The 24,802-nt window shown below is 68.4% G+C and carries 22 protein-coding genes and 3 tRNA genes; 8 read left to right on the top strand and 17 right to left on the bottom strand.

The window, feature by feature from the left end; translation table 11 throughout:
- Positions 1–128: 128 nt before the first annotated feature.
- The 5 genes from AC1DHY_RS13960 to AC1DHY_RS13940 all read right to left on the bottom strand — a co-directional run bounded on the left by AC1DHY_RS13960 (position 129) and on the right by AC1DHY_RS13940 (position 4,160).
- Positions 129–202 (bottom strand) — tRNA-Ile (locus AC1DHY_RS13960).
- Positions 203–325: 123 nt separating this feature from the next.
- The gene (locus tag AC1DHY_RS13955; protein WP_476903797.1) at positions 326–1,525 is read right to left on the bottom strand and encodes a glycosyltransferase; all 1,200 of its coding nucleotides are present in this window, start codon (positions 1,523–1,525) and stop codon (positions 326–328) included.
- Positions 1,526–1,634: 109 nt separating this feature from the next.
- Positions 1,635–2,540, bottom strand: a complete 906-nt coding sequence (locus AC1DHY_RS13950) for a DMT family transporter (RefSeq protein ID WP_476879280.1) — start codon at positions 2,538–2,540, stop codon at positions 1,635–1,637.
- A complete protein-coding gene (locus AC1DHY_RS13945; RefSeq protein WP_476879279.1) occupies positions 2,540–3,208 on the bottom strand; it encodes a CDP-alcohol phosphatidyltransferase family protein in 669 nt (222 codons plus the stop codon). Before AC1DHY_RS13945 ends, AC1DHY_RS13950 begins: the two co-directional genes overlap by 1 nt.
- A 55-nt stretch (positions 3,209–3,263) precedes the next feature.
- Complete coding sequence (locus AC1DHY_RS13940; protein WP_476879278.1) at positions 3,264–4,160, bottom strand: phage holin family protein; 897 nt, start codon at positions 4,158–4,160, stop codon at positions 3,264–3,266.
- Positions 4,161–4,436: 276 nt separating this feature from the next.
- Here AC1DHY_RS13940 and AC1DHY_RS13935 point away from each other — a divergent pair, with 276 nt between their 5' ends.
- Positions 4,437–5,660: a multidrug effflux MFS transporter gene (locus AC1DHY_RS13935; protein ID WP_476903778.1), complete on the top strand. Its 1,224-nt coding sequence runs from the start codon at positions 4,437–4,439 to the stop codon at positions 5,658–5,660.
- Positions 5,661–6,059: 399 nt separating this feature from the next.
- Positions 6,060–6,467 carry a hypothetical protein gene (locus tag AC1DHY_RS13930; protein ID WP_476879276.1) on the top strand — a complete coding sequence of 136 codons (408 nt, stop codon included), beginning with the start codon at positions 6,060–6,062 and terminating at the stop codon, positions 6,465–6,467.
- 109 nt (positions 6,468–6,576) lie between these two features.
- Here the strand turns inward: AC1DHY_RS13930 and AC1DHY_RS13925 are convergent.
- The 7 genes from AC1DHY_RS13925 to AC1DHY_RS13895 all read right to left on the bottom strand — a co-directional run bounded on the left by AC1DHY_RS13925 (position 6,577) and on the right by AC1DHY_RS13895 (position 14,447).
- A tRNA-Asn gene (locus tag AC1DHY_RS13925) sits at positions 6,577–6,649 on the bottom strand.
- 148 nt (positions 6,650–6,797) lie between these two features.
- A tRNA-Asn gene (locus AC1DHY_RS13920) sits at positions 6,798–6,870 on the bottom strand.
- Positions 6,871–7,008: 138 nt separating this feature from the next.
- Positions 7,009–8,976 (bottom strand): DNA primase, encoded by a 1,968-nt coding sequence (dnaG, locus tag AC1DHY_RS13915; RefSeq protein ID WP_476879275.1) that lies wholly within the window; start codon positions 8,974–8,976, stop codon positions 7,009–7,011.
- A 65-nt stretch (positions 8,977–9,041) separates the two neighbouring features.
- Positions 9,042–10,331: a deoxyguanosinetriphosphate triphosphohydrolase gene (locus AC1DHY_RS13910; RefSeq protein WP_476879274.1), complete on the bottom strand. Its 1,290-nt coding sequence runs from the start codon at positions 10,329–10,331 to the stop codon at positions 9,042–9,044.
- A complete protein-coding gene (gene dusB / locus AC1DHY_RS13905; protein ID WP_476879273.1) occupies positions 10,324–11,502 on the bottom strand; it encodes a tRNA dihydrouridine synthase DusB in 1,179 nt (392 codons plus the stop codon). Before dusB ends, AC1DHY_RS13910 begins: the two co-directional genes overlap by 8 nt.
- Positions 11,503–11,587: 85 nt before the next feature.
- Positions 11,588–13,024, bottom strand: coding sequence for a YibE/F family protein (locus tag AC1DHY_RS13900; RefSeq protein WP_476903777.1), 1,437 nt, complete (start codon positions 13,022–13,024; stop codon positions 11,588–11,590).
- A 49-nt stretch (positions 13,025–13,073) separates the two neighbouring features.
- Positions 13,074–14,447 (bottom strand): FAD-binding oxidoreductase, encoded by a 1,374-nt coding sequence (locus AC1DHY_RS13895; RefSeq protein ID WP_476879744.1) that lies wholly within the window; start codon positions 14,445–14,447, stop codon positions 13,074–13,076.
- 301 nt (positions 14,448–14,748) lie between these two features.
- Here AC1DHY_RS13895 and AC1DHY_RS13890 point away from each other — a divergent pair, with 301 nt between their 5' ends.
- The 3 genes from AC1DHY_RS13890 to AC1DHY_RS13880 are packed head-to-tail and all read left to right on the top strand — an operon-like array spanning position 14,749 to position 17,175.
- Positions 14,749–15,501 carry an alpha/beta hydrolase gene (locus AC1DHY_RS13890; RefSeq protein WP_476879743.1) on the top strand — a complete coding sequence of 251 codons (753 nt, stop codon included), beginning with the start codon at positions 14,749–14,751 and terminating at the stop codon, positions 15,499–15,501.
- The gene (locus AC1DHY_RS13885; protein ID WP_476879742.1) at positions 15,501–16,319 is read left to right on the top strand and encodes a DUF1295 domain-containing protein; all 819 of its coding nucleotides are present in this window, start codon (positions 15,501–15,503) and stop codon (positions 16,317–16,319) included. The genes AC1DHY_RS13890 and AC1DHY_RS13885 overlap by 1 nt, the downstream gene beginning before the upstream one ends.
- A 1-nt stretch (position 16,320) precedes the next feature.
- A complete protein-coding gene (locus AC1DHY_RS13880) occupies positions 16,321–17,175 on the top strand; it encodes a lysophospholipid acyltransferase family protein (protein WP_476879741.1) in 855 nt (284 codons plus the stop codon).
- Positions 17,176–17,206: 31 nt separating this feature from the next.
- On the opposite strand, the gene AC1DHY_RS13875 is transcribed toward AC1DHY_RS13880, so the two are convergent.
- The 3 genes from AC1DHY_RS13875 to AC1DHY_RS13865 form a co-directional block, all read right to left on the bottom strand.
- The gene (locus AC1DHY_RS13875; RefSeq protein WP_476903776.1) at positions 17,207–18,220 is read right to left on the bottom strand and encodes a GNAT family N-acetyltransferase; all 1,014 of its coding nucleotides are present in this window, start codon (positions 18,218–18,220) and stop codon (positions 17,207–17,209) included.
- Between the two features lie 2 nt (positions 18,221–18,222).
- Positions 18,223–19,608: a glycine--tRNA ligase gene (locus tag AC1DHY_RS13870; protein WP_476879739.1), complete on the bottom strand. Its 1,386-nt coding sequence runs from the start codon at positions 19,606–19,608 to the stop codon at positions 18,223–18,225.
- 118 nt (positions 19,609–19,726) lie between these two features.
- Positions 19,727–20,713, bottom strand: coding sequence for a DMT family transporter (locus AC1DHY_RS13865; protein WP_476879738.1), 987 nt, complete (start codon positions 20,711–20,713; stop codon positions 19,727–19,729).
- A 33-nt stretch (positions 20,714–20,746) separates the two neighbouring features.
- On the opposite strand from AC1DHY_RS13865, the gene AC1DHY_RS13860 reads away from it, so the two are divergent.
- Positions 20,747–20,983: an RNA-binding S4 domain-containing protein gene (locus AC1DHY_RS13860; RefSeq protein WP_476879737.1), complete on the top strand. Its 237-nt coding sequence runs from the start codon at positions 20,747–20,749 to the stop codon at positions 20,981–20,983.
- A 73-nt stretch (positions 20,984–21,056) separates the two neighbouring features.
- Here the strand turns inward: AC1DHY_RS13860 and AC1DHY_RS13855 are convergent, their stop codons facing one another.
- A complete protein-coding gene (locus tag AC1DHY_RS13855; protein WP_476879736.1) occupies positions 21,057–21,719 on the bottom strand; it encodes an alpha/beta hydrolase in 663 nt (220 codons plus the stop codon).
- 69 nt (positions 21,720–21,788) lie between these two features.
- Here AC1DHY_RS13855 and AC1DHY_RS13850 point away from each other — a divergent pair, with 69 nt between their 5' ends.
- Positions 21,789–22,664, top strand: a complete 876-nt coding sequence (locus tag AC1DHY_RS13850) for an SGNH/GDSL hydrolase family protein (RefSeq protein WP_476903775.1) — start codon at positions 21,789–21,791, stop codon at positions 22,662–22,664.
- A 94-nt stretch (positions 22,665–22,758) separates the two neighbouring features.
- The gene (locus tag AC1DHY_RS13845; protein ID WP_476903774.1) at positions 22,759–23,295 is read left to right on the top strand and encodes a hypothetical protein; all 537 of its coding nucleotides are present in this window, start codon (positions 22,759–22,761) and stop codon (positions 23,293–23,295) included.
- A 5-nt stretch (positions 23,296–23,300) separates the two neighbouring features.
- On the opposite strand, the gene AC1DHY_RS13840 is transcribed toward AC1DHY_RS13845, so the two are convergent.
- A complete protein-coding gene (locus AC1DHY_RS13840) occupies positions 23,301–24,785 on the bottom strand; it encodes a CoA-acylating methylmalonate-semialdehyde dehydrogenase (protein WP_476878469.1) in 1,485 nt (494 codons plus the stop codon).
- Positions 24,786–24,802: the final 17 nt, after the last annotated feature.

Genomic DNA, 24,802 nt, shown 5'->3' with positions numbered 1-24,802 from the left:
CGCAGGTTCGGACCTGCTGGCAAGTATCTGGCTGCCTGTTTCGGGGCACAAAAAAGGGCCGCAGCCTGCGCATGCGCGCCTGCTGCGGCCCCGCCGGCCGGGGTGGGTCCGGTGCATCCGGATTGTTGTAGGGCTACTCGGACTTGAACCGAGGACCTTAGGATTATGAGTCCCGCGCTCTAACCAGCTGAGCTATAGCCCCGTGGGCCCGGCGACCCCGGACCCGTGGCGGGCCGGAGTGATCCGGGCAAAAACACTCTAGCAATAGTAGACGGCCTGGCCCGGGCACTAGCGCCCGGATGCGTCGGGCCGCCCCGCCGTTCGCCTAGACGACGAGGTCGTCGTAGCTGGCCCCGCGGTAGATGTCTTCGAAGGTCTGCAGCGTGCGCCCGAGGCTGTGGCTTTCCACCATGCTGCGGCTCGCCTTGCCCATGGCCGCCTGTTCGTCCGCAGGCAGCGACAGCACGCTTTCGATCTTCGCGGCGAGGTCGCCGCTGTCGTTCGGCGTGAAGAGGTAGCCGTTCTCGCCGTCGCGCACCAGGTGCGGAAGCGCCATGGCATCGGCCAGCACCACGGGGGTGGACGCGGACATCGCCTCGAGGGTGACAAGGGACTGCAGTTCGGCTGTGCCGGGCATGCAGAACAGGTCCGCGCTGAGGTAGGCCCGGCGGAGCTCTTCATCGCTGGCCAGGCCGAGGAACTTCACCCGGTCCTTCAGGCCGAGCCGGTCAACCTGCGCTTCGAGCGCGGGCCGCACCTCGCCGCCGCCGACAATCTCCAGGTGGACGTCCAGGCTGGCCGGCGTTTTGGATACGGCATCGATCAGGACGTCGATGTGCTTCTCTTCGGCGAGGCGGCCGACGAACAGGACAGTGGGGCTGGAGTGCCTGGTTGCCTCCTCGCCGGGCAGCAGCTCGTACGCCGCGGCATCGATTCCGTTGGACAGCGGCAGGACCTTGCGGAGGAAGGCGTGCTGGTGCATGGCTTTGGCGGCGAGCGGCGTCGGGGTCGTGACGACGTCGGCCTGGCCCATCACCTTGCCCATGTCCCGCCAGGAGACGCGGCCCACGATGTCCTTGAACCACTGCGGGAAGGGCAGGAACGGGTTCAGGTTCTCCGGCATAAAGTGGTTGGTCGCAACAATGCGGATGCCGCGCCGGACAGCCTCGTACAGGACGTGCTCGCCAATCATGTAGTGGCTCTGGATGTGCACTACGTCCGGCTGGATCCGGTCAAACAGCAGCCCGATTTCCTTCTTGATCTCCCATGGGAACGTGATCCGGAAGTATTCGTGGGTCGGCACGGAGTGGGAGCGCAGGCGGTGCACGGTGGCCTCGTCGCGGAACTCGCTGTAGCTCTTTCCCTTGCTGGCGCGGCAGGCGAGGACATGGACGTCGTGCCCGCGGCCGGTCATGCCCTTGGCCAGCCGGTAGCCGAACTGCGCGGCACCGTTGACGTCCGGCGGATACGTGTCGGCCGCAATCAGGATGGTCAGCGGTTTGTCGGGGTGGTCGTTCACGGGCATGGTCACGGGGAGGGCTCCTGGTGGTCACGGGGCGGTCAGCGGGGCTGGTGAGGCCCGCTGGCCGTCGGTGCAGGCGCCGGGCCTGCGCCTGAAGTCTGTGGCGCCGCCCCTAGGACAGCCGACCCGCGGCCTTGCGCGCGTCCTTCTTGCGCTTGGTGACCTCGGGGTGGTGCCGGGAAAGGGCGATCACTCCCACGATAGCAAGGAGAGCGGCCGCGCCCATGGCAATCGCCGTCACGGCGTGGACGTCGGAGCGCAGTTCGCCCAGGATCACGATGCCGATCGCGATGCCGATGATCGGGTCGATGACGGTCAGGCCCGCAATCACCAGGTCCGGCGGCCCGCCGGAGTAGGCACTCTGCACAAACCAGGATCCCAGGCCGCCGGCTGCGAGGATGGCCACCAGGGTGTACCACTGGACGTTGAGCAGGAACTGCCCGTTGGGGTCGAGCAGGTGCTTGCCGATAATGCGCGTCAGGACGGCAACGAAGCCGAACAGCACACCGGCTCCGAGGATGTAGACGAAGGCGCTCATCCGGTGTTTGAAGAGTACGGCCAGTGTTCCGAAAAGGCCCACAGCCAATGCGAGCAGGAGCACGATGGTGAGTTCATCCGTGGCGCTGACGTGGTGGTTTTCCTGCGTGACATTGACGGCCAGCACCACAAAGAGGGCGGAGCCGGTCACACAGGCGCTGATGGCCACCACTGTGGCCCGGTTCATGCTGAGTCCCTGGTCCTTGGCGTTGATGACGGTGGTGATGACCAGGGCTATCGCCCCGATCGGCTGGACCACAGTCAGCGGTGCGGACACGAGGGCGACGGCGTTCATCGCCGTTCCGGTGCACAGGAGCAACAAGCCCAGGACCCAGCGCGGGTTACGGAGCAGGCGGAAAAAACCGTGGGAGCTGAGGGCGAGGCCGCCGGTGTCGGCTTTGACGGCGCTGCCCTGGCGCTGGGCACCAAATGCCAGGAAAAAGGCGCCAAGTACCGCCAGCACAACCGCAAGCCAGACCATCAGCGCAAACCGCCGTCGTCGGTCCCGCCGGCAGCGTTACCGGAGGAATCCCCCGCGGCGACTCCGGCTTTGCGGCTCCGGCCCTTGCGGATGATCGCCCAAAAGTAGTTGTACGCCGCAATCCAGTGCCCCACCAGGCCGAGGCCAAGGCAGATCCACGCCGCCAGGAAATAGGCGCCGGTCCCGGGGATGGGCAGCTTGGACAGCACCAGCAGCGGCGTGCCGAGCAGCAGCAGGCCCGTCCGCATTTTGCCGATCCGGCTCACGGGCAGATCCGGGTGGCTGTGGAAGTAGAAGAGGGAGATGACGAGCAGCACCATGTCCGGGACCAGGAGAGCGGTCAGGTACCACCATTCGACGACGCCGGCGATCACCAGCGTGACCGCCACAGCGATCAGGGACAACCGGTCCGCGATGGGGTCCATGATGCGCCCGAGCTTGGACATCTGGTTGAAGCGACGGGCGATGTACCCGTCTACCCAGTCGGTGCTGCCCATCACGGCCAGGACCAATGCTGCGATGCCGTACTCCTGTTTGGCCAGCACCAGCCAGATGAACAGCGGCACGCCGAGGAAGCGCACCACTGTCAGCAGGTTGGGAAGGGTGAAGACCGCGTCGTGGTGGATCTCGGGCTGCCCGGGGCGTGCGCCAGCGCCGATGAACTTCATCTGTTCCCCCTTCCCACAGCCGGCAACGAGTTAGTGTCGGAGTTCAGGGCAGCGCCTAGCCCTTGAGGAGTCGGCGAAGCAGGAACACAAGGGCTGCCGACGACGCCGCGAGGGCGGCCAGCGGCTTCCAGCGCTTGCTGAGTTCGGCCGCGGGTCCGGTCTCCCCGGCCGGGGTGCCTGCGGTGTCGCGTGCCTTCGCCTGGGTGGCCTTGACCTGGGCGCGGAAGCCGGAGACCTTGTCATCGACGAGCTCTTTACCTTCTCCGAGCCGGTGCTGGGTGGCGGCAAGGAGTGCCTGGGCCTGCGTCTTCACGTCCAGTTCCTGGCCCAGCTCGTCGCGGACCCCGGTGAGGTGCTGGCGGCGCTGGTCGAGGCGGCGGCGCAGATCGGCTTCGGTCGGGGCCGGACCCAGATCGGGCTGCTCGGCTGCCTTCTTGGCTTCCTTTTCGGCCTTGGCCTTGGCTGCGGCCGCTTCCTTTTCAGCCTTCGCGGCCTTGGCCTGCGGAGACTTGGGGTCCAGGAGGGCGGCGTCGAACGAGGAGCCTTCCTTGGCGATGCCGAGATCGTACTTCAGGCCGCGGATGGTCTCCTCCGGGAGCAGCGGCATGGCCTTCTTGAACCGGGAGTAGCCGATGAGGCCCACAATCAGGGCGATCACCAGGAAAGCGGCGCAGACCAACAGGGCGGCGAGCCAGGCGGGCATGATCGTGGCGAGGCCCATGATGGCGGCCACGATGAGCCCGATGACCAGGAATGCGACAAAGATGAGGGCGACGGCGAAGAAGGCCGCGGCGACGCCCACCTGGATGCCTTTGCGTTTGAGCTCGGCCTTGGCGAAGGCGATCTCGTCATTGAGCTGCCGTGGCGCCAGCTTGAAGATCAGTTTCAGGGTCTTGGGCAGCGCGGAGAGACGCAGCCCGCCGCCTGTAGTGCCGGTGTGCCGTCCGCTCATCGGTTCCGCCTAACTGGTTCCATCAGTGATTCCGCTTCCGCTGGATTGCGGGGTCTGCGCAGCTTCACGCACTCCCAGGTGTCAAAACTACCATTCAGGCTCCCGACGGCGCCCCGCAGGCGGCCGGGCGGGCCGCCGTGGCGCGCGGGAAGCGGTGGGGTGGCGAGCGTTGGGGCGGCGGCGGGACGCGATGCGGCTACGCCGGGCCCGGCCTCGGCGCAGCCGGAGCGCGGCCTTCGGCGTGGCTTGCCCGGAGCGGCCCTAGGATTGACCACTGTGCATACACCCACCAATCCGGGCGATTCCCTGAGCCGCCGTCGCAAGCTCCTGTACATCCTGATGCTTGGCGCCCTCACCGCCCTTGGTCCGTTCACGGTGGACCTCTACCTGCCGGCGTTTCCCGCCCTGGAGGCGAGCCTCGGAGTCACCGAGGCCGCGGTGCAGCTGACCCTGACGGGCACCACCGTCGGCTTCGCCCTCGGCCAACTGGTGGTGGGTCCGCTCAGCGACAAGTTCGGCCGCCGGCTGCCGCTGATTCTGGCCACCGCGGTGCACATCGGAGCTTCCCTCGGCGCCGCGCTGTCCACTGATATCGGCACCCTCGGCCTGTTCCGAGTCCTCATGGGCATCGGAGCCGCCGGCGGCGGCGTGGTGGCCATGGCAATGGTCCGGGACCTCTTCAGCGGCTACGCCATGGTCCGGATGTTTTCGCGCATGGCGCTGGTCAACGGACTGGCCCCCATCCTCGCGCCGGTCATTGGCTCCCAACTGTTGCTACTGATGCCGTGGCCTGGGATCTTCTTCTTCCTTGCCGGCTACGGGACCTGCGTGATCATCGCGGCGCTGTTTGTGGTCCGTGAAACCCTTCCGCGCGAACTTCGGGGCACCACCGGAATGACTGCCCGCCAGCGTTACGGCGTCCTATTTGCCGACCGGATCTTCGTGGGCCTGTTGTTGCTGGGCGGTTTGAACTTCGGCGGCCTCTTTACGTACCTGTCGGCGTCGCCGTTCCTGTTCCAGGGGCTGTTCGGGTTCTCCCCGCAGCAGTACGGCCTGCTGTTCGGGATCAATTCGCTGGGCATCGTTGCCGGTGTGCAGACCAGTTCACGCCTGATCAAGCGCGTCCCGCCGCAGTGGATCCTGGCCTGCTCGACGGCCTGGATGTTCACGATGGCGATACTGATCGTGGTCTTCGACCGGCTCGGCTTCGGCCTGTGGGGGGTCATGGTCCCGCTCTGGCTGTACATCCTGGGGACCGGGTTCACGTTCCCCTGTGTGCAGGTCCTGGCACTGGCCAAGCACGGCGCACAGGCCGGCACGGCGGCATCCCTCCTGGGGGCCGCGACCTTCCTCATGGCCGGCATCATCTCTCCGGTGGTCGGCTGGCTGGGCCTCCGCTCGGCGACCCCGATGGGAGCCGTCCAGGCGTGCTGCATCCTGCTGGCCGCCGGGTCCCTCTGGTTCATCGTCCGGCCCCGGACAGTGCCCTCAATCCACTAGCCCGAGCCCGTCCGGCACTCCCACCTGCCGACCCCAGGGATGGACATGCCCATCGGTGGTCTCCACGAACCAACATGTCCATCCCTAACCGCGGCCACACGACATGCCCACTCCCGCGAATGGACATGCCCATCGGCCGCCCTTCTCCGACGCACATGTCCATCCTTGAACTTGGAGACAGGACATGCTCCCTCAGCCGGATGGACATGCTCACCCCCGGCTCCCAGCACTGGACATAATCCGAATATGTCCAACCGCTAGCCCCGCGAACGGACATGTCCATCCGGGGCCTCGGAAACGGGGCATGTCCATCCGTGGCCTCGGAAACAGGACATGTCCACACTCCGGGTGGGTCGGGCTACCCTGTTCCCGGCCTGCGGCTGGCGATAAAGTTGTTGTGTGCCTGACTGGCAGGACCCGCCTCCCCTTCCGGCCACGTGGCAGCGGTGCGACGACGGTATTCTGCCTCTGTGGTGGGACCGGCTGTGCTCGCAGACCAGTCCCCAGTCGGCGGCCCTCTACGCGGCCGGGTTGTTCACCGACGACCGGCGCCGGCCCATTGCACAGTGGTACAACCCGGCGTACGACTCGGCCCTCCTGGTGGCGCCCGAGACATCCAGGGAGTGGCCCGTACAGCGCTTTGGCATTTTCTACGCGCCGCCGCGGGGTGGCTTCACCCGGGTGCACTCCTCGGCCCACGAGTGGCATCCACGTGAACCCCGCCAGTCCCCCACCGAGGACGAAGCCTTCCAGGCCGCCGTCGCCGAGGCGGAGCGCTTCCTACAGGTCGAAATGTTCTTTGTCTGAGACACCGCCCCACGAGCCGCACCTGCGTCCCGGCTGGCAGCCCGGCCAAAGTCCAAGCCAAGAAAAAAGGCCCCGCAGCCGGTTATTCACCGGCCGCGGAGCCTGTCCGCTCCTCCTGCTGGACTTGAACCAGCAACCCTTCGATTAACAGTCGAATGCTCTGCCAATTGAGCTAAGGAGGAATGAAGCAGGTATGACATTAGCAAAGGTTTCACCGCGAGGGAAATCGGCGGGGCCGGACGTCCTGACCACACTGCCCGGCTGCCACAGATACCCCCTCCGGGTATACAAAAAGTCCCCGTTCCGGTGACCCGGAACGGGGACTGTGCGCTCCTCCTGCTGGACTTGAACCAGCAACCCTTCGATTAACAGTCGAATGCTCTGCCAATTGAGCTAAGGAGGAATGAAGCGGATATAAGCCTAGCAAACACCCTGCCGGGAAGCGAAATTGACCCCGCCCGATCCCCACCGGACTGCCCCGCCGCCCACCGGCATCGGCCCCAAACCGGCACGGGCAAGCACCAGCGTCAACGCGGCGGGCTCACCCGTCCATCCGAAGCGAGCGCCGCTGCATCTCCAGTTCCATGAGTTCACGGTTCAGTCGCTGGAACGCCTCTGGGTCCGCCGAGGCGTCCAGGCGCTGGAGCTGGCCCATCTTGTCCGCCTTGACGCGGGTGATCTGGAGCTCGAACAGCCGGGCAAGAATATCGCGGCAGTACCGCTGGACAGCCTCGGCCGTACTTGCCGGCAGGGGCACGACGGCGAGTTCAGACACGAGGGGCCGCAACGGCTCCGGCACTTCCTGCAGCAGCAGCTCCACCCACCGGGCGGGGTCGCCGATGGCTCCCGGGCCGGTGGCGCGGATGGCCTCGTGGATGGCCAGGTAGGCCGGCGTGGAGAACCGGGCCTCCGAGAAGCGCTCCCACGTTGCACCCTCAAGGATGGCAGGCTCCTGCAGGACGACCTCAAGGGCCTGGCGTTCCATCGCGGCGACGGGGTCCCGCGGGTCCGGCCGGTTGAAGGCAGGAAGCGCGGCCGACGGCGGCAGCGGCGCCAGGCCGGGCGCCGAACCGGGGCCCGTGCCGCCAGGGCGGCCCGCGTACTGACCCGGGTTCTGGCCGGAGTTCGGACCAGGGTTCTGGCCGTATGCCTGCCCCGCGCCTCCGGACGGGCCCTGGGCCTGGCGTTTGGCTGCAGCGCCCACGGCGCGGCTGACTTCCTCGACCGGCATACCCAGCCAGCCGGCCAGTTCGCGGGCGTAGGCGGGGCGGATGCCGGCGTCGCGGATCTGCGCGACCACGGGGGCGGATTCACGCAGCGCGGCGATCCTGCCCTCGACGGTGTCCAGGTTGTGCCGCTTGAGCGCGGCGCGGATCGCGAATTCGAACAGTGGACGGCGGGTGTTGATCAGGTCCCGGACGGCGGAGTCGCCCTTGGCCTGGCGCAGCTCACAGGGGTCCGAACCGCCGGGCTCCACGGCGACATAGGTCTGGGCCACAAAGCGCTGGTCCTCTTCGAACGCGCGCAGGGCCGCCTTCTGGCCGGCGGCGTCGCCGTCGAACGTGAAGATGACCTCTCCCCCGCTGCCGTCGTCGGACAGCAGCCGGCGGGCGATCTTGATGTGTTCGGTGCCGAAGGCGGTCCCGCAGGTGGCCACCGCCGTCGTGACTCCGGCCAGGTGGCAGGCCATCACGTCGGTGTAACCCTCCACCACCACGAGCTGGCGGTCCTTGGCAATATTCCGTTTGGCGAGGTCGATGCCGTAGAGGACCTGGGATTTCTTATAGAGCGCGGTTTCCGGTGTGTTGAGGTACTTGGGGCCCTGGTCGTCCTCGTACAGCTTGCGTGCGCCGAACCCGATGGTGTCTCCGGCGATGTCGCGGATGGGCCAGATCAGCCGGCCGCGGAAACGGTCGTAGATGCCCCGGCCGCCCTCGGAGAACATGCCGGTGAGTTTGAGTTCCGCGTCGGTATAGCCGCGGCCGCGGAGGTGTTTGAGCAGCGAGTCCCAGCCCTGTGGGGCGTAGCCGACACCGAACTGTTCGGCGGCGGCGCGGTCGAAGCCGCGGCCGTAGAGGAAGTTCCGGCCCTCCGTGGCGCCGGGGGTCAGCAGTTGGGCGCGGAAGAATTCGTCCGCAATTTTGTGCGCGTCGAGCAGTCGCTGGCGGCGGCCGATTTCCTCACGGTTGGGCCCGGACCCGCCGTCCTCGTAACGCAGTTCGTAGCCGATCCTGGCGGCGAGCTTTTCCACGGCTTCGTGGAAGGATGTGTGGTCCAGTTTTTGCACGAACGAGATGACGTCGCCGTCTTCGCCGCAACCGAAGCAGTGGTAGCGGCCCACCTGCGGACGCACGGTGAACGAGGGCGACCGCTCGTCGTGGAAGGGACACAGCCCCTTGAAGGAACCCAGCCCGGCGCCCTTGAGGGTCACATAGCCGTCGACGACTTCCTTGATGTCTGTACGCTGGCGTACCTCGTCGATATCTTCACGTTTGATCAGGCCGGCCACAGTGCCATCCTAGTACCCGGGTGCGACGCCGGTGGGCCGCCTATGAGCGCCGTCACCGGTGCCCGTCACCACAGCGACGGGAGGCTGCCGACAAGCCGTTCGTACATGGCCAGCGCGGAGCCGTCGGTCAGTGAGGCGACCTGGTCGATCACGACCCGCAGCCGCGCGCCGTCGTCCTCCGCGGCCCTCCAGTCGGCGGCGAACATCGGTTCCAGGTGCCGGTCGCCGCTGGCGTTCAGGGCGGTCACGAGCGCGTGCAGCACTTCGCGCTGCCGTTCGTAGATGGGCTGCCGGTGCTCGGTGGTCATCACGAAGGTGGTGGCCAGGCCCTTCATCACGGCGATTTCCATCACGGTCTCGTCCGGGACGATGAGTTCGGCGTTGTAGCGGGTCAGGTTCTCGGGACCGTAGACGGCACGGGTGGTCTCCAGCGCGCTCTGGCAGAACCGGCCAATCAGCTGGCTGGTCATGTCCTTCAGGGCCGCCATGGACTTGCGGCTACCGTCGGCCTCCCGCACCCAGACACTGGTGGATTCCAGCCGCGCCAGGGCGGCGTCAATGGCCGCGGGGTCGTTGTGCGGCAGGTACCACTGCTTGGCGTAGCCCACCACCCGTGCCCGGTGGTCCGGGTTGTCCATCCAGCGCAGCTGGAAATGCCCGGCGACGATCGCGTCCTCGACGTCGTGCACGGAGTAGGAGATGTCGTCGGCGAGGTCCATGACCTGGGCCTCAAGGCAGGAGCGGCGTTCCGGAGCGCCCTCGCGGATCCATTCGAAGATCGGCAGGTCGTCCTCATAGGCGCCGAACTTGCTGGTGCGCTGGCCGTGGATGACCGGGGCGTCCTCGGCGGACCACGGGTACTTGGCTGCGGCGTCCAGGCTGGCCCTGGTCAGGTTCAGGCCGGCGGGCCGGCCGTCCGGGGCGAGGACCTTGGGTTCGAGCCTGGTCAGCAGGCGCAGCGTCTGGGCGTTGCCTTCGAAGCCGCCGATGGCGTGCGCGACCTCGTTCAGGGCCGACTCCCCGTTGTGCCCGAAGGGCGGGTGGCCGAGGTCGTGGCTCAGGCAGGCGGTGTCCACAACGTCCGGGTCGCAGCCCAGGGCACGGCCGAGCTCGCGACCCACCTGGGCCACCTCGAGGCTGTGGGTGAGCCGGGTGCGGACGAAGTCGTCAGTGTCCGGGGCGACCACCTGGGTTTTGGCCCCGAGCCGGCGCAGCGCCGAGGAGTGCAGCACCCGGGCGCGGTCGCGTTCGAAGTCGGAGCGGTAGGTGCTCTTGGGCGGTTCCTCGACCCAGCGGGCGCAGTCGCGGTCCACGTAGCCATCGAGTACGGGCGCGGTTGTCCGGGTCTCAGCCACCGGAGACGTCCAGTTCGGCGAAGGAGATCTCGTGGGACTGCTCGGCATCGAGGCTCCGGTTGAGCAGCCAGTCCTTGGGCAGGGCCGGTTTCTTGGGCGAGCCGGCGCGGCCGCGCGGGCCCTCGGCGTCGGCGCCCGGGTACGGCGAGTCGAGGTCGAGTTCGTCGAGGGTGCTGCGGAGGACCTCGAGGCTGGTCACGAGTGCCAGCCGGTTCCGCAGCTCGCTGCCCACCACGTAGCCCTTGAGGTACCAGGCCATGTGCTTGCGGATCTCGCGGAGGGCCTTGCCCTCGTCGCCGAAGGTCTCGACCATCAGCTCGGCGTGCCGGTAGATGCTTTCGGCCACTTGGCGGAGGGCCGGGGTGTGGCGGACGTCGCTCCCCTCGAAGGCTGCCATCAGGTCGCCGAACAGCCACGGGCGGCCCTGGCAGCCGCGGCCCACGACGACGCCGTCCACCCCGGTCTCGCGCACCATCCGGACCGCGTCCTCCGCGGACCAGATGTCGCCGTTGCCGAGGACCGGAATGTCCGGGAGGGCTTCGCGCAGGCGGGCAATGGCGGACCAGTCGGCCTTGCCGGAGTAGAACTGCGCGGCGGTGCGGCCGTGCAGGGCGACGGCGGCCACGCCGGCGTCGCGGGCGATGCGGCCGGCGTCGAGGTAGGTGAGGTGGTCATCGTCAATGCCTTTACGCATCTTGATGGTCAGCGGGATGTTGCCCTTGGACGCTTCCTTCACCGCGGTCTGCACGATCGAGGTGAAGAGGTCCGTCTTCCAGGGCAGCGCGGAACCGCCGCCGCGCCGGGTCACCTTGGGCACCGGGCAGCCAAAGTTCAGGTCAATGTGGTCCGCGCGGTCCTCCTCCACCAGCATCCGGACGGCCTGGCCGACCGTCACGGGATCCACGCCGTAGAGCTGGACGGAACGGACTTTCTCGTCCTCGTCGTGCGAAATAATGCGCAGCGACTCCGGGGTGCGCTCCACGAGGGCGCGGGAGGTCACCATTTCAGCCACGTACAAACCGCCGCCGTATTCCCGGCAGAGCCTGCGGAAGGCGGAGTTGGTAATGCCCGCCATCGGGGCCAGGATCACGGGGGTGTCCACCGTGATGGGGCCCAGCTTCAGGGGCGGCAATTCCAGCTTGGGGGCGGGAGGGGTTGCTACAACAGTCACCCGACCATTGTCTCAAAGACGGGCAAATCGACGGGATCCGGCCAGGCTATGTGGAAATCGCGGCCCGTCAGGCCGCCGTCGGTCCTCAGCCGGGCAAGGCCGCACGCCGGCCACGACGGCGGCTCTCAGCACCGCTGTCCGCCACACCGACCGGCTCACGCTCCCCGCGCGCGTCCCCGAGCGGCTCAGCCTCGTGCTCCCTGCCCAGACCGGCGGCGGCGGCGGGAGCCGCCCGGCCGGCGTCGACCGCCGTTCCGCCCTTCAGTCCGGTGGCCTTGACCACGAGGACGGCGATCAGCGTGGTGACCGGAATTGCCAGGACCAGCCCGATGGATCCGACGAGCGTGCGGATGACTTCCTCGGAAAGTTCGGCGCTGGTCAGGGCGTCGCCGAGCGGGCGCTCGTAGAGCATCACGATAATCAGGATCGGCAGGGCTGCGCCCGCGTAGGCGAAGGCGATGGTGTAGACCGTGGAGGCGATGTGGTCCCGGCCGATGCGCATGGCCGCGGCGAACAGTTTCCGGGCCGAGGTTCCGGGCGCGATCTCCCACAGCTCCCACACCGCGGAGGACTGGGTGATGGTGACGTCGTTGAGCACGCCCAGGCCCGAGATGATCAGGCCGCACAGGATGATCCCGGAGATCGAGATGTGGTCGGAGACGTTGGCGAGGGTGGCGGCGTCGTGGTTGCCGACGCCGGCCAGGTTCGCCGCGTCCGTGGCCCAGGCCGCGAGCGCCGCGGTGATGCCCAGGCCGAACATGGTGCCCAGCAGCGCCGTCGAGGTCCGGGCGGTGAATCCGTGGGCGAAATACAGCACCCCGATCATAATCACCGTCGATCCGACCAGGGCCAGCAGCAGGGGCGGTTTGCCTTCCACCAGGCCGGGAAGGATAAACGCGACCAGTACGGCGTAGGCGCCGGCCAGGCCGATCAGGGCGCGCAGCCCGCGCCAGCGAGCCACTGCGATGACGACGACGGCGTAGAGGACGGCGAGCAGGATGATCGGCAGCGTACGGACGAAGTCAACGAATACATAGGCGGGCGACCCTCCGGCTGCGGCGCCCTGGGCCTTCGAGAGGTTGAGGTAGCGGATGTTGTCGCCGACCTTAACGCCGTGCGACTTGGCGACGTCGGGGTTGATCACAACTTTGACCTGGTTGCCGCCCTTGTCCGGCTCGGTGTAGGCAAAGGTGCACTGGGAGGCCGGCGCCGGCGTGGTGCCGGCGGCCGCGCCGGGCTGTGCGGCGTTGTCCATACAGTCGCCGACGACGACGCTCCGGATGACCCCGGTGTCGAAGCTGACGCCGGGGGCCGCCGCGTAGGGGCTCGACAGCTTCAGGCCCTCCTTGCCGCCCGAGGGCCAGAGCAGGACCATGGCGACGGCGGTCAGCAGGGTCAGCGGGACCAGGACGGCCGCCAGGATCCAGTTGGCTTTCCTCCGGGCAGCGAGTTCGCGGGGCGTGGGGTCGGGGTGCCCCTGGACGGTGTGGGAGTGTCCGGTGTGTGAGTGTCCGGCGCCCATCAGCAGTTCAACCTCATGCCGAAAACTTTACGGTGTCGGCACCCCCCGGCTATGCCGGCACGATGTTCTGGTTGACGTGGAAAAGGTTCTGCGGATCGTAGGTGGCCTTGACCTCGCGCAGCCTCTGGTAGTTCGGGCCGTAGTTGTCCGCGACCCGGCCTGCGTCATCGCCGTCCATGAAGTTGATGTAGCCTGCGGTTTCGGAGAAGGGCTGCAGCGCGGCCGCGTAGTCCCGCACCCAGGCGACGTTCGCCGCCGTGTCCGCCGGGTTCTCCCAGTGGCAGGCGATGACCGGGGAGAACTTGGCGTTCCGGTTGGGAAAGGCCGTGTCCGTGGCACCCACCCGGTGCACCGCCCCGTCGATCGGATAGATGTGGACGGCGGTCTGCACCGTGGGTACCCGGGGCGCGAACTCGAGGTGGGCGTTGATGGCCCCGTCGTTGAGTTCGGTCAGGAAGGCCGCTTTCCAGTAGGCGAGCAGGCCCTTGGGATACATGGCGTCGAAGGCCGAGTTCAGGGCCGGATACGGCATGGGCCCCACCATGGATCCGGCCACCGGCGCGGCGTCCAGGAACGGCTGCCACCGGGCCGGGCCTTCCGCCGGGTCGCCGGTCCACATGCCGACCACAATGCAGACGGGTTTCCCGTGCCATTCCTCGGGCAGGAACGGGACCGGCGGCCCCTGGTGGAACGCCAGGAACGCGCCGAGCTCTTCGGGCGCGGCGGAAATGTGCTCGCGGTAAAACTTCGCCACGGTCTCGGCGTGCTCCGCCGGGTAGATGACAATGCCGGCATGGACCATGTCCACGGGGTGCAGCCGGAATTCAAGCGAGGTAACGACGCCGAAGTTCCCGCCGCCGCCGCGCAGCGCCCAAAACAGGTCTGTGTTCTCCTTATCGCTGGCCGTCAGGAACTTGCCCTCGGCGGTGACGACGTCGGCGGAGAGCAGGTTGTCGCAGCTGAGACCGAATTTCCGGTCAAGATAGCCGATACCCCCGCCGAGCGTCAGCCCGGATACGCCGGTGGAACCCACGACGCCGCCGGTGGTCGCCAGCCCGAAGGCATGGGTGGCGTGGTTGAAGTCCGCCCAGGTGGCACCCGCCTCCGCCCTCGCGGTGCGGCCGGCCGGGTCCACCCGCACCCCGCGGGTGTTGGTGAAGTCGATGACCAGCGCGTCATCGGCGGTGCCGAACCCGGGGCCGCTGTGGCCGCCGCCGCGGACCGCCACGGCCAGCCCGTTGTCCCGGGCGAAATTCACACCCGCGATCACGTCCGCAACCTGGGACACGCGGACGACGGCGGCGGGCCGCTTGTCGATCATGCCGTTGTGCACCGCCCGCGCGGCGTCGTAGTCCGCATCGCCGGACGTGATGACCTGCCCGCGGACCTGCCCGCGCAGGGCCTCGAAGTCGGTTCCGTTCATTTTTTCTACCGTCGATTTCGTCGTGGTTTCCGACCCGGACGGTGTTCTTGTGCTCCCAGCCGGCATGGCGTCCGGAGGCTTACGAGCACAGGCCTACTCTTCCCCCGGATGGGAGTCAAGAGGTCCGGCCACGCTGCCCGGCGCCGGCGTCGAAGCCGGCCGTCCCATCCCCCGCGCCCGCTGCACCGAATGCCTCTTGGAATGAGGTCCGCGTGGAGTCGCCGGCGGAGCAGCGGCCGGGAACTTCGGCGGGCAACTTATTGTTGATCATTGCAGGGACAAACGACGGGGAGGCACCAGCGTGGCCAGACGCAAGACAGATGACCGGGAGCAAGGCACGGCCGGGACCGGTCCCGCGGCCAGGGCCGAACTGAGCATCGCGGACGCGTCCGGGCAGACGCGCGGCGTCGTCCTGGTCCTGCACGGCGGACGGGCGGACAGCTTCGAGGCCGTCAGGGCCCGGCACCTGAGCCCGGCCCGGATGCTTCCCTTCGCCCAGGCGCTCCGGAATGAGGGCGGCCCGCACGGACTGGCCGTCTGGACCCTCCGCAACCGCTACCGGGGCTGGAACGGGCAGGACATGTCACCGGTCCAGGATGCCCGCTGGGCCCTGGCCCAGATCAGCCTCGAACACCCCGGGGTGCCGGTGTACCTGCTGGGGCATTCCATGGGCGGCCTCACTGCGCTCTGCGTCGCCGACGACGCCCAGGTTGAGGCCGTCGTCGCCCTGGCGCCGTGGCTTGATGCGGCCACCCCCGTGGAACCCCTCGCCGGGCGCCGCGTCCTGATCGTCCACGGCAGCGAGGACCGCTGGACCAGCCCCCGGAACTCATTGGCCTACGCCCGCCGCGCCGAGGGTGTCGCGGGCTCCATCGAGTATGTCTCGCTCAAGGGCGCCGGCCACTTTATGTTCCGCCGGGTCCGGCTCTGGAACTCCCTGGCCAACGGCTTTATCCTTGACGCCTTCGGCAGCAGCGCCGGCACCGAACTCCGGGGCACGGACGCATTCCGTCAGGTCCTGCCTGCTGCTGCGAGCCTCCCGGTGGTGCTGTGATGGCCGCCTTCCCGCTGGACGCGTTCCTGGCCAGCCTGCCCTGGGTGGCACTGGCGCTCGCTGCCCTCCTGGCGGTGATATTCGCCATCGCGGTGCGCCAAAGCCGGCATTCGGTCATCGACACCGTCTGGGGCCTGGGCTTTGTGGTGGCGGCCGCCGTCTCCTGGCTGCTCTCCGCCGGACACGGCGACGACGGCCGGCGCCTCCTGCTGCTGGCGCTGGTGGCAGTATGGGGCGTCCGGCTGGCCCTCCACATCGGGGTCCGCGCCCGGGGCGGCCACGAGGATCCCCGCTACCTGGACATGCTCGCCGCGGCCCCCGGGTCCCGCAACACCTACGCCCTGCGCCGGGTGTACCTGCCGCAGGGCATCGTGATGTTCTTCGTCTCGCTCACCATCCAGGTGGGTATGTTCAGCACCGGCACCCTCGGCTGGGTGGCCCTGCTGGGTGTGCTCCTGTGGATCATCGGCTTCGTCTTCGAAACCGTCGGCGACTGGCAACTCGCTCAGTTCAAGGCCGATCCGGCCCGGCGCGGCACCGTCCTGGACACCGGGCTGTGGCGCTACACCCGCCATCCGAACTACTTTGGCGACGCCGCCGTATGGGCCGGCCTGTTCCTGGTCGCCGCCGACTCCTGGCCCGGCGTGCTGACCATCCTCTCCCCCGCCCTGATGATCTGGACCCTCGCCGGCAAGACCGGGAAACCGCTGACCGAGAAGGCCATGTCCGCCCGGCCCGGCTACAAGGAATACATCGAGTCCACGTCCGGGTTCTTCCCGCTGCCCCCGCGCCGCACACGGAAACCGGGCGGCCGCTGAGATGCCGGGCGTCCGACGCGTCTGGCGTCCCCGCCCGAACGACCGGTTCTACCGGGTGATCGTCCGTACCGGGCAGGCGCTCCGCTGGCTGTTCCGGGTGCAGGTGACCGTCACCGGTTCCGAGCACCTTCCGGCCGTTTCGCGTGACAGTTCGCCTTTCGGTCCCGCACGGCAGGGCGCTTCCCGGCGGGTTGCACCGGGCACCGGCGCGGTGGTGGCCATCACCCACTTCGGCTACCTGGATTTCGCCATTGCGGAGCTGCTCCTGTGGTGGCACAACAAAGCCCAGATGCGTTTCCTGATCACACAGGGCGCCGCCGACCACTGGTTCGCCGGCCCGGCGGTCAGCGCTGCGGGGCACGTCGTCGTCGGGTACGACACCGGAGCCCACGCCTACGACGCCGCCGTGCGCAAGCTCCGGGACGGCGAGTACATCGCGATCCTTCCGGAGGCCGGCGTGAGCCGCAGCTTCCGGGTCCGCGAATGCAAGACCGGCGCCGTCCGGATGGCCGCCGAGGCGGGGGTACCGATCATTCCGGTCTCCGTTTGGGGCGCGCACCGGATCATGACCCGGCACCACGGATTCTCCCCGCTCCGCGCATGGCGGGCGCCGGTCCGGGTCCACGTGGGCGAACCCCTCACCCCGGCTCCCGGCCTGGATGTCGCGGCCGCGACCGCCGGGCTCCGGGAGGCGCTCCAGCACGGGATTGACCTCTGCATCGCCGATTTCCCGCTCACACCGCGGCCCGGTGCCTGGTGGATGCCGGCCGTTCTCGGCGGCGGTGCACCCACCGAGGAGGAACGGCAGCGGCTGGACGACGCCGAAGGTCCGCGGCGCGCGCGCAGCCGCCGCTAACCCCTTCCCGGGTGACCGCGGGCGGCTCCGCCTAGGCGGGGTCGGAGACGATCAGCGTTTCCGCACCGGTTTGGTGTGCCTTGCCGCTCTCCAGCAGGGGCTCGACGACGGCCCGCAGAGCCGTCATCGCGTCGTCCAGTTCCAGGAGGACCGGGTACTGGTAGGCGATGAGGGCCAGCAGGTCCCGGACTGCGGCGCGGGCGTCGTCGTCGGAGAGTTCCGGGTCGTGGCCCAGGAACACGTCCGAGGGCTCACCGCCGGGGTTTGCCCCTGCTGCCGCGTCCGGTGCGCCGCCGGTTTCCGGTCCGCCCTGGGCGTAGCTGACGGCGAAAGCCTGAAGCCTCCCTTTTTTGCTCGCCGGGACTCCCGCACCGAAGGCACTGGCCTTGGCCGCGCGAAGGACGATCGCCCCATGGGCTCCGCTGAGGTCATCGAGGAAGAGCCGCTGGACGGTGGCGATGCTGAGTTCCCCGGGGCTGTCCCAGTGGTGCACGGCCGTGTAGTACCGTCCCACGACGTCGCTCAGTTCCACGGACCCCGTGGCCAGGTCCTCCACCTGTTCGGACGCCGCAGCCTCGGAGCCGTCGCCGAACACGGGCAGCTTCAGTGACCCGGGCTCCACCACTACCAGTCGGGACCGCTGGATCGGGGCCAGGCCGGCCGCCTCGGCGAAAGCGGCCCCGGGCGTGCCGGGCTCCACCTTGGTCCGGAGCCGGGTGACGCCCGACGGCGAGCCGCCGGCCTCGTGCCGGAGCATGGCCAGCAGCGTGGAGCCGATGCCGGAGCGGCGGTGGTCGCGGGCCACCTCCACGTAGGCCCAGAGGCGTTCCGGGTGCAGGGAGGCCTCGTGGACCACGCCTGCCGCGACCGGAATGGCGACGCCGTCAACGACGTCCTCGGCCACAATGCAGCGCCGCCACGGGGCGTTGCCCGAGGGTGCCAGGGCGCCGCGGAACTGCCGCGCCTGGTCGGTCTCCGGGCCGCCCCACATCTCCAGGAGCGCGAGGTCGTCGCCCTCGCGCCACTCGCGGTATGCGATCGCCATGGTCAGGCGCCGATCAGCCGTGCGGCGAGATAGCCCTCCACCTTGTCCAGGGAAACCCGTTCCTGGCTCATGGTGTCGCGTTCGCGGATGGTGACGGCCTGGTCCTCGAGGGTGTCGAAGTCCACGGTGATGCAGAACGGGGTGCCGATCTCGTCCTGGCGGCGGTAGCGGCGGCCGATCGCGCCGGCGTCGTCGAATTCGATGTTCCAGTTCCGGCGCAGCTGTGCGGCGAGGTCCTTGGCCTTCGGGGAAAGGTCCTCGTTGCGGCTCAGCGGGAGCACCGCGGCCTTGACCGGGGCCAGGCGCGGGTCCAGCTTGAGGACCGTGCGGACGTCGACGCCGCCCTTGGCGTTGGGTGCCTCGTCCTCGGTGTAGGCGTCGATCATAAACGCCATAAAGGAGCGGGTGAGGCCGGCGGCGGGCTCGATCACGTACGGGGTGTAGCGCTCGTTGGTGGCCTGGTTGAAGTAGCTCAGGTCCTGGCCGGAGGCCTTGGAGTGTGTGGAGAGGTCGAAATCGGTGCGGTTGGCGATGCCCTCGAGCTCGCCCCACTCCGAACCGCTGAAGCCGAAGCGGTACTCGATGTCGGTGGTGCCCTTGGAGTAGTGGCTGAGCTTTTCCAGCGGGTGCTCGAAGAAGCGCAGGTTGTCCTCCCGGATACCCAGGCCCGTGTACCAGGCCATCCGCTCCTTCATCCAGTACTGGTGCCACCGCTCGTCGGTGCCGGGCTCAACGAAGAACTCCATCTCCATCTGCTCGAACTCGCGGGTGCGGAAGATGAAGTTGCCGGGCGTGATCTCGTTGCGGAACGACTTGCCGATCTGGCCGATGCCGAACGGCGGCTTCCGGCGGGAGGTGGTCAGCACGTTGTTGAAGTTCACAAAGATGCCCTGCGCGGTTTCAGGGCGCAGGTAGTGCAGGCCCTCTTCGCTGGCCACGGGGCCCAGGTAGGTCTTGAGCAGGCCGGAGAATTCCTGCGGCTCGGTCCACTGGCCGCGGGTGCCGCAGTTGGCGCACGCGATGTCCTTGAGGCCGTTCTCGGCGGGGCGGCCCTTCTTCTCCTCGTACTCTTCCTCGAGGTGGTCCGCGCGGTAGCGCTTGTGGCAGGAGAGGCACTCCACCAGCGGGTCGGAGAAGACGTCCACGTGGCCGGAGGCCTCCCAGACCTGGCGGGGCAGGATCACGGAGGAGTCGAGGCCGACGACGTCCTCGCGGCCGCGCACGACGGACTGCCACCACTGGCGCTTGATGTTTTCCTTCAGCTCGGCGCCGAGGGGTCCGTAGTCCCAGGCAGAACGGGAGCCACCGTAGATTTCACCGGCCTGGAAGACGAAACCCCGGCGCTTGGCGAGGGAAATGATCTGGTCAAGAACGGATTTTGCTGCCATGGGAACTCCAATTTCTACAGGGCCGCTGGGTGCGGTCCGTGCTGTCAGCCCCGGGTCACCGGCTGGTTGCCGGGCGGGGTGGTGCGAACGGTGTGATGCAGTGTCCTAGCCTACCGGGCTACCGGCGCTTGAGGGCTCCCCGTGACCAGGGGAGGCTGGCCAGGACAATGGCCGCCAGCGTCAGGATGGTGCCGAGCACCGTGGGAAGGGCGACGACGGTGCCCGGTGCGGGAAGGGCCAGATCGAGGGCGAGCGAGCCGAGCAGCTGGCCTGCGATCATCCCGAGCCCGGTGACCAGGACGCCGAGGCCGCGGACCAGGAAGGCCGCGACGGCGATGAAGACGCAGCCCATGGGGCCACCGAGGTAATACCACCATTCTGAGGGGAGGGCGTTGCCGGGCCCCGCGGCGGCCAGTTTGATGAGCCAGACAAGCCAGAGCAGGATGCCGCCGGCGATGAAGTTCACCAGGGTGGCGGTGATGGGGGTGCCGTAGTGCACCGTGGCCGTGCCGTTCATCGCCTGCTGGAAACTCATCAGGAATCCGGCGACCACCGGCAGCAGTACGGGGATGAGCAACTGGAGCGGGCCGGACCCGCCGGAGCCGGCGGCCGAGGGATCGAAGCGCGGCGACACGGCCCAGGCCACGGCGGCTACGGTCAGGACACTGCCGAGCACCCGGATCCCGGTGACGGGCTTCTTGCCGGCCGGGCCGATGCCCATCCGGTCGACCAGCAGTCCGCTGAGGGTCTGGCCGGTGACGGCGGCGACGGTGAAGAGCGCGACGCCGAGCAGGCCCACCGTGAAGGACTGGGCGAAGACGAACAGCGCACCTATCCCGCCGGCGAGGGCGTAGTAGCGCGGGAACCGCCGCTCCCGCAGCGCCGGCAGGACGGTGGCCAGCCCCGCCCGCCCCTTCGGCAGGCTCAGGGAAATCACGATCATCAGGACCAGGCCGGTGCTGAAGCTGACCACCGCGGCTGCCAGGCCGTCGGCCAGGACGGTCCCCAGGGCGCCGTTGATGCGGCCCTGGACAGGAACGAGGAGTCCGGCCGAAACGGCAAGGAGCAGTCCCACGGGGAGGGGAAGCCGTGGTGCGTGGGTCATTGGTGCCACCTTTGGTCAGGCATTATTGCTTGTATGAGCAACCCGGAAATCGAAGACATCTCCATCCGCGACGACATGATCCGGCTGGGCCAGCTGTTGAAGCTGGCCAACCTGGTCGAGGACGGCGTGGAGGCTGCTGAGCTGGTCAAGAACGGACTGGTGAAAGTCAACGGCGAAATTGACGACCGCCGCGGCCGCCAGCTGCACCACGGCGACACCGTCACCGTGAACGGCCAGACCGTGCGGATCGTCGCCCTCCACGGAGCCTAGCAGCGGCCGGCCCCGCCGGAGGGCAACCGGAAGGGCTCCGTCCCGCTTCGGCGATCGTCGCCGCCGTCGGCCGTTATTTGTTCAGGACCTCATGGGTCAGGAACTCGCCCACGTGGCCGACCTCCTGCTGGTTGATGCCGTGCCACATGCCGGTGTAGAGCACCTTGGTGAGCTTCACGTGTTTGCGCACCCAGCCCATGGTGAACTCGATCTTGTCGGGGGTGATGACGGGGTCCTGCTGGTCGCGGCCCCAGAACATCGGCACGGTGCCGTCGAGTTCCGCGTCGCGGAAGCTCGGATCCGCGCCGGCGTCGACGGCAAACCCGGACAGCCCGACGACGGCGGCATAGCCGTCCGGGCGCTGACGCAGCAGCGTGGTGGCCATGGCCATGCCCATGGAGAAGCCCAGCAGCGTGACCGAGGGGTGGCTGGCCCGCACGGAGTCGATCCAGTCCCGGGTGTAGGCCGCGGCATCCTTGACGGCCTCAAGCGAGTACTCGATGGACGCCGTCAGCGGGAACCAGGTGAAGCCCGGACCAGAGTTCAAAGGCGCTCGCAGCGAGGCCACCACGAACTCGGCCGGCAGCATGTCCGCCAGGCTGAACAGGTCCTGTTCGTTGGCGCCGTAGCCGTGCAGCAGGACCAGCAGGGGCCGGCCTGCGCGGGCCTCTTCGGGTGCGGACCACAGGACGACAGGGGCGGGGAAAGCAGAGCGGGCGGAGGCGGCGTCAGTCATGGCTCCATTCTTGCAGTTGCCGCCCGGTGGCCGGTCCGGTGGCGCAGCTTTGCCGGAAAGGGGCAGGATATGAAGGTGAGCGAAACAGAAGCGATGGAGAATTACCCGGACCGGACTGTCAACCACCCCTGGACGCGCTACGTCGCCATGGGCGATTCCTTTACCGAGGGCATCGGCGACCCTGAGGCGGCCAGCCCGGGCGGCCACCGTGGCTGGGCGGACCGTGTGGCCGAGGAACTGAGCCGCGGCCACGAGGATTTCGCGTACGCCAACCTCGCGGTCCGGGGACGGCTGCTGCAGCAGATCGTGGACCAGCAACTGGCCGACTGCCTGGCGCTGAAACCTGATCTGGTGACCCTCTCTGCTGGCGGGAACGACCTCATCCGGCCCGGCGGCGACCCCGACGTCCTCGCCGAACGGCTGGACTCGGTGGTTCAGATCCTCAGCCTGGGCGGCGCCACGGTGGTCCTGTTCAACGGCCCGGACACCGGGTCCAGCGTCCTCGGCCGGATCCGCAGCAAGGTAGCGATCTATAACGAGAACCTCCGAACCGTGGCGGCCCGGCACGACGCCGTGATCGCCGACATGTGGTCCTTGCGGCAGCTCAACGACCCGCAGATGTGGGACGCGGACCGGCTGCATTTCTCGCCCCTGGGCCACCACACCATTGCCGCCATGGTGCTGGATTCGCTGAACGTGCAGCACACCCTGGAGCCGCTCTCCCCCAAGCCGCTGCCCCCGCGCACCTGGCGGGAGGCCCGGGCCGGTGACCTCATCTGGGCTCGCGAGCACTTTGTACCATGGGTGGTCCGCCGGCTCCGGCACCGCTCGTCCGGGGACGGCATCACGGCCAAACGGCCGCTGGCCGGGCCCGTCTTCGGCCCGGGAGTTCCGCTCGGTTCGGGCGAGGGGCCTCCCGGCGCCGAGGAGGCCCTCCGGTCCTGATCCGGCCGGATGCCAGGGTGCCGCCGGTCCCGAGGGCACCGGCGGCACCCTCTGCGCGTTAAGCTGAAGGACCACCCCTGAAAGGAACGGTGCCGTGTTCACCCTCATCTGGATCGCCATCCTGGCGACGGTCATCATGTTCGCGCTGCGCCGGTACCGGGCGTCCGGGCGCGGGCAGAACGGCAGCGCACCGGGCGGGCTCCCGGGCCAGCCTTTTGGCGGCTTCCCGGGAAGTCAACCCGGCCAGCAGAGCAACCAGCCCCGGGACGGTTTCACCCAGCGCGACTACTACGGCGGATTCGGCCAGCTCGGCGCCCCGCAGCCGCCGTCGAACCAGCCGCCCGCGAACCAGCAGTACCCCGTCCCGTACGAGGACAGCCCGGAGTACCTGAATAACCCGCCGCAGCCTGCGCCGCCGCAGTGGCAGCCTCCGGCCCAGCAGTGGCAGCCCCCTGCACCGGAACAGCACCAGCGCCCGGCCGCGCCGGAGGCTCCCCCGGTACCCGAGGTGCCGTCCGGGCAGCAGGGTTTCCGCGCCCGCAAGCTCGCCGAGCTGGACCAGAAGTACAGCAACGGCGAGCTCGCGATGGAGGACTACATGGCCCAGCGCGCGGAGATCATGAAGGGCTGACCTGCCTAGTCGACCTGCGGGAAGCCGAGGTCGATCACGGAGGTCGAGGGATCCGGCCACCGGGTGGTGACCACCTTGCCGCGGGTGTAGAACCGGATGCTCTCCGGGCCGTACATGTGGGTGTCGCCGAACAGCGAGCTCTTCCAGCCGCCGAAGGAGAAGGTGCCCACCGGGACCGGGATCGGCACATTGACGCCCACCATGCCGGCCTCGACGTCGAACTCGAACTGCCGGGCGGCACCGCCGTCGCGCGTGAATATCGCCACGCCGTTGCCGAATTCGTTGTCGTTGACCAGCTTGACGGCGTCGGCGTACGTCTCGACGCGGACCACCGAGAGCACGGGACCGAAGATCTCGTCGTCGTAGACCTTCATGCCGGGCTTGACGTGGTCGATCAGGCTGACGCCGATGAAGAACCCGTGGGAGTCGAACTCCTGGGCGCGGCCGTCCACCACCACGGAGGCACCCTCGTCGGCGGCGCCGGCCACGTAGGAGGCCACCTTGTCGCGGTGCTCGGCCGTGATGAGCGGACCCATCTGCGAGGCGGGGTCCGTGCCCGGACCGATCTTCAGCGTGGCCATCCGGGTCTTGATCGCCTCCACGAGATCGTCCGCGATGTTCCCGACGGCAACCAGGACGCTGACGGCCATGCAGCGTTCCCCGGCCGATCCGTACGCGGCGGAGACGGCGGCGTCGGCGGTCATGTCCAGGTCCGCGTCGGGAAGCACCACCATGTGGTTCTTAGCCCCGCCGAGGGCCTGGACCCGCTTGCCGTGGTCGGCGGCGCGCTTGTAGATCGACTGGGCGATCGGTGTTGAACCAACAAAGCTGACGGCCTTCACGTCCGGGTGTTCCAGGAGCACATCCACTGCTTCTTTGTCCCCGTGCACCACGTTGAGCACACCGGCCGGCAGCCCGGCCTCGGCGAAGACCTGGGCGATGAAGATCGCCGAGGACGGATCCTTTTCGCTCGGCTTAAGCAGTACGGTGTTCCCGCAGGCCAGTGCGCTGCCGATCATCCACAGCGGCACCATGGCCGGGAAGTTGAACGGCGTGATGCAGGCGACGACGCCGACGGGCTGGCGGACGGAGTGGACGTCCACCCCGCTGGAGACCTGCTCGGAACGTTCGCCCTTGAGCATGTGGGACAGGCCGGTGGCGAACTCGATGTTCTCCAGGCCGCGGGTGATCTCCCCCTCGGCGTCGGAGAGGACCTTGCCGTGCTCGCTGGTCAGCAGCGCCGCCAGCTCCGGCCGGCGCTGCATCAGCAGCTCACGGACTTTGAAGAAAATGGTGGTGCGCTTGGCCAGGCTTGTGGCGCGCCAGCCGGGCAGGGCGGCGCGGGCGGCGGCGATGGCCTCTTCGACGCGTGCCGCCGAGGCCAGGGCCACTTCCTTTTCCTGCTCGCCGGTGGCCGGATTGAACACGGGGCCGAAGCGATCGGCGTCGGAGACGAGGTTGCCGTCGATGAAGTGTGGAATGCGTTCCATGGGGATCTCTTTCTGGA

The organism is Arthrobacter sp. 05L44, from assembly GCF_056397605.1.
Note: the sequence above shows the minus strand (reverse complement) of the source record. Positions and strands in the feature narration are given on the sequence as shown.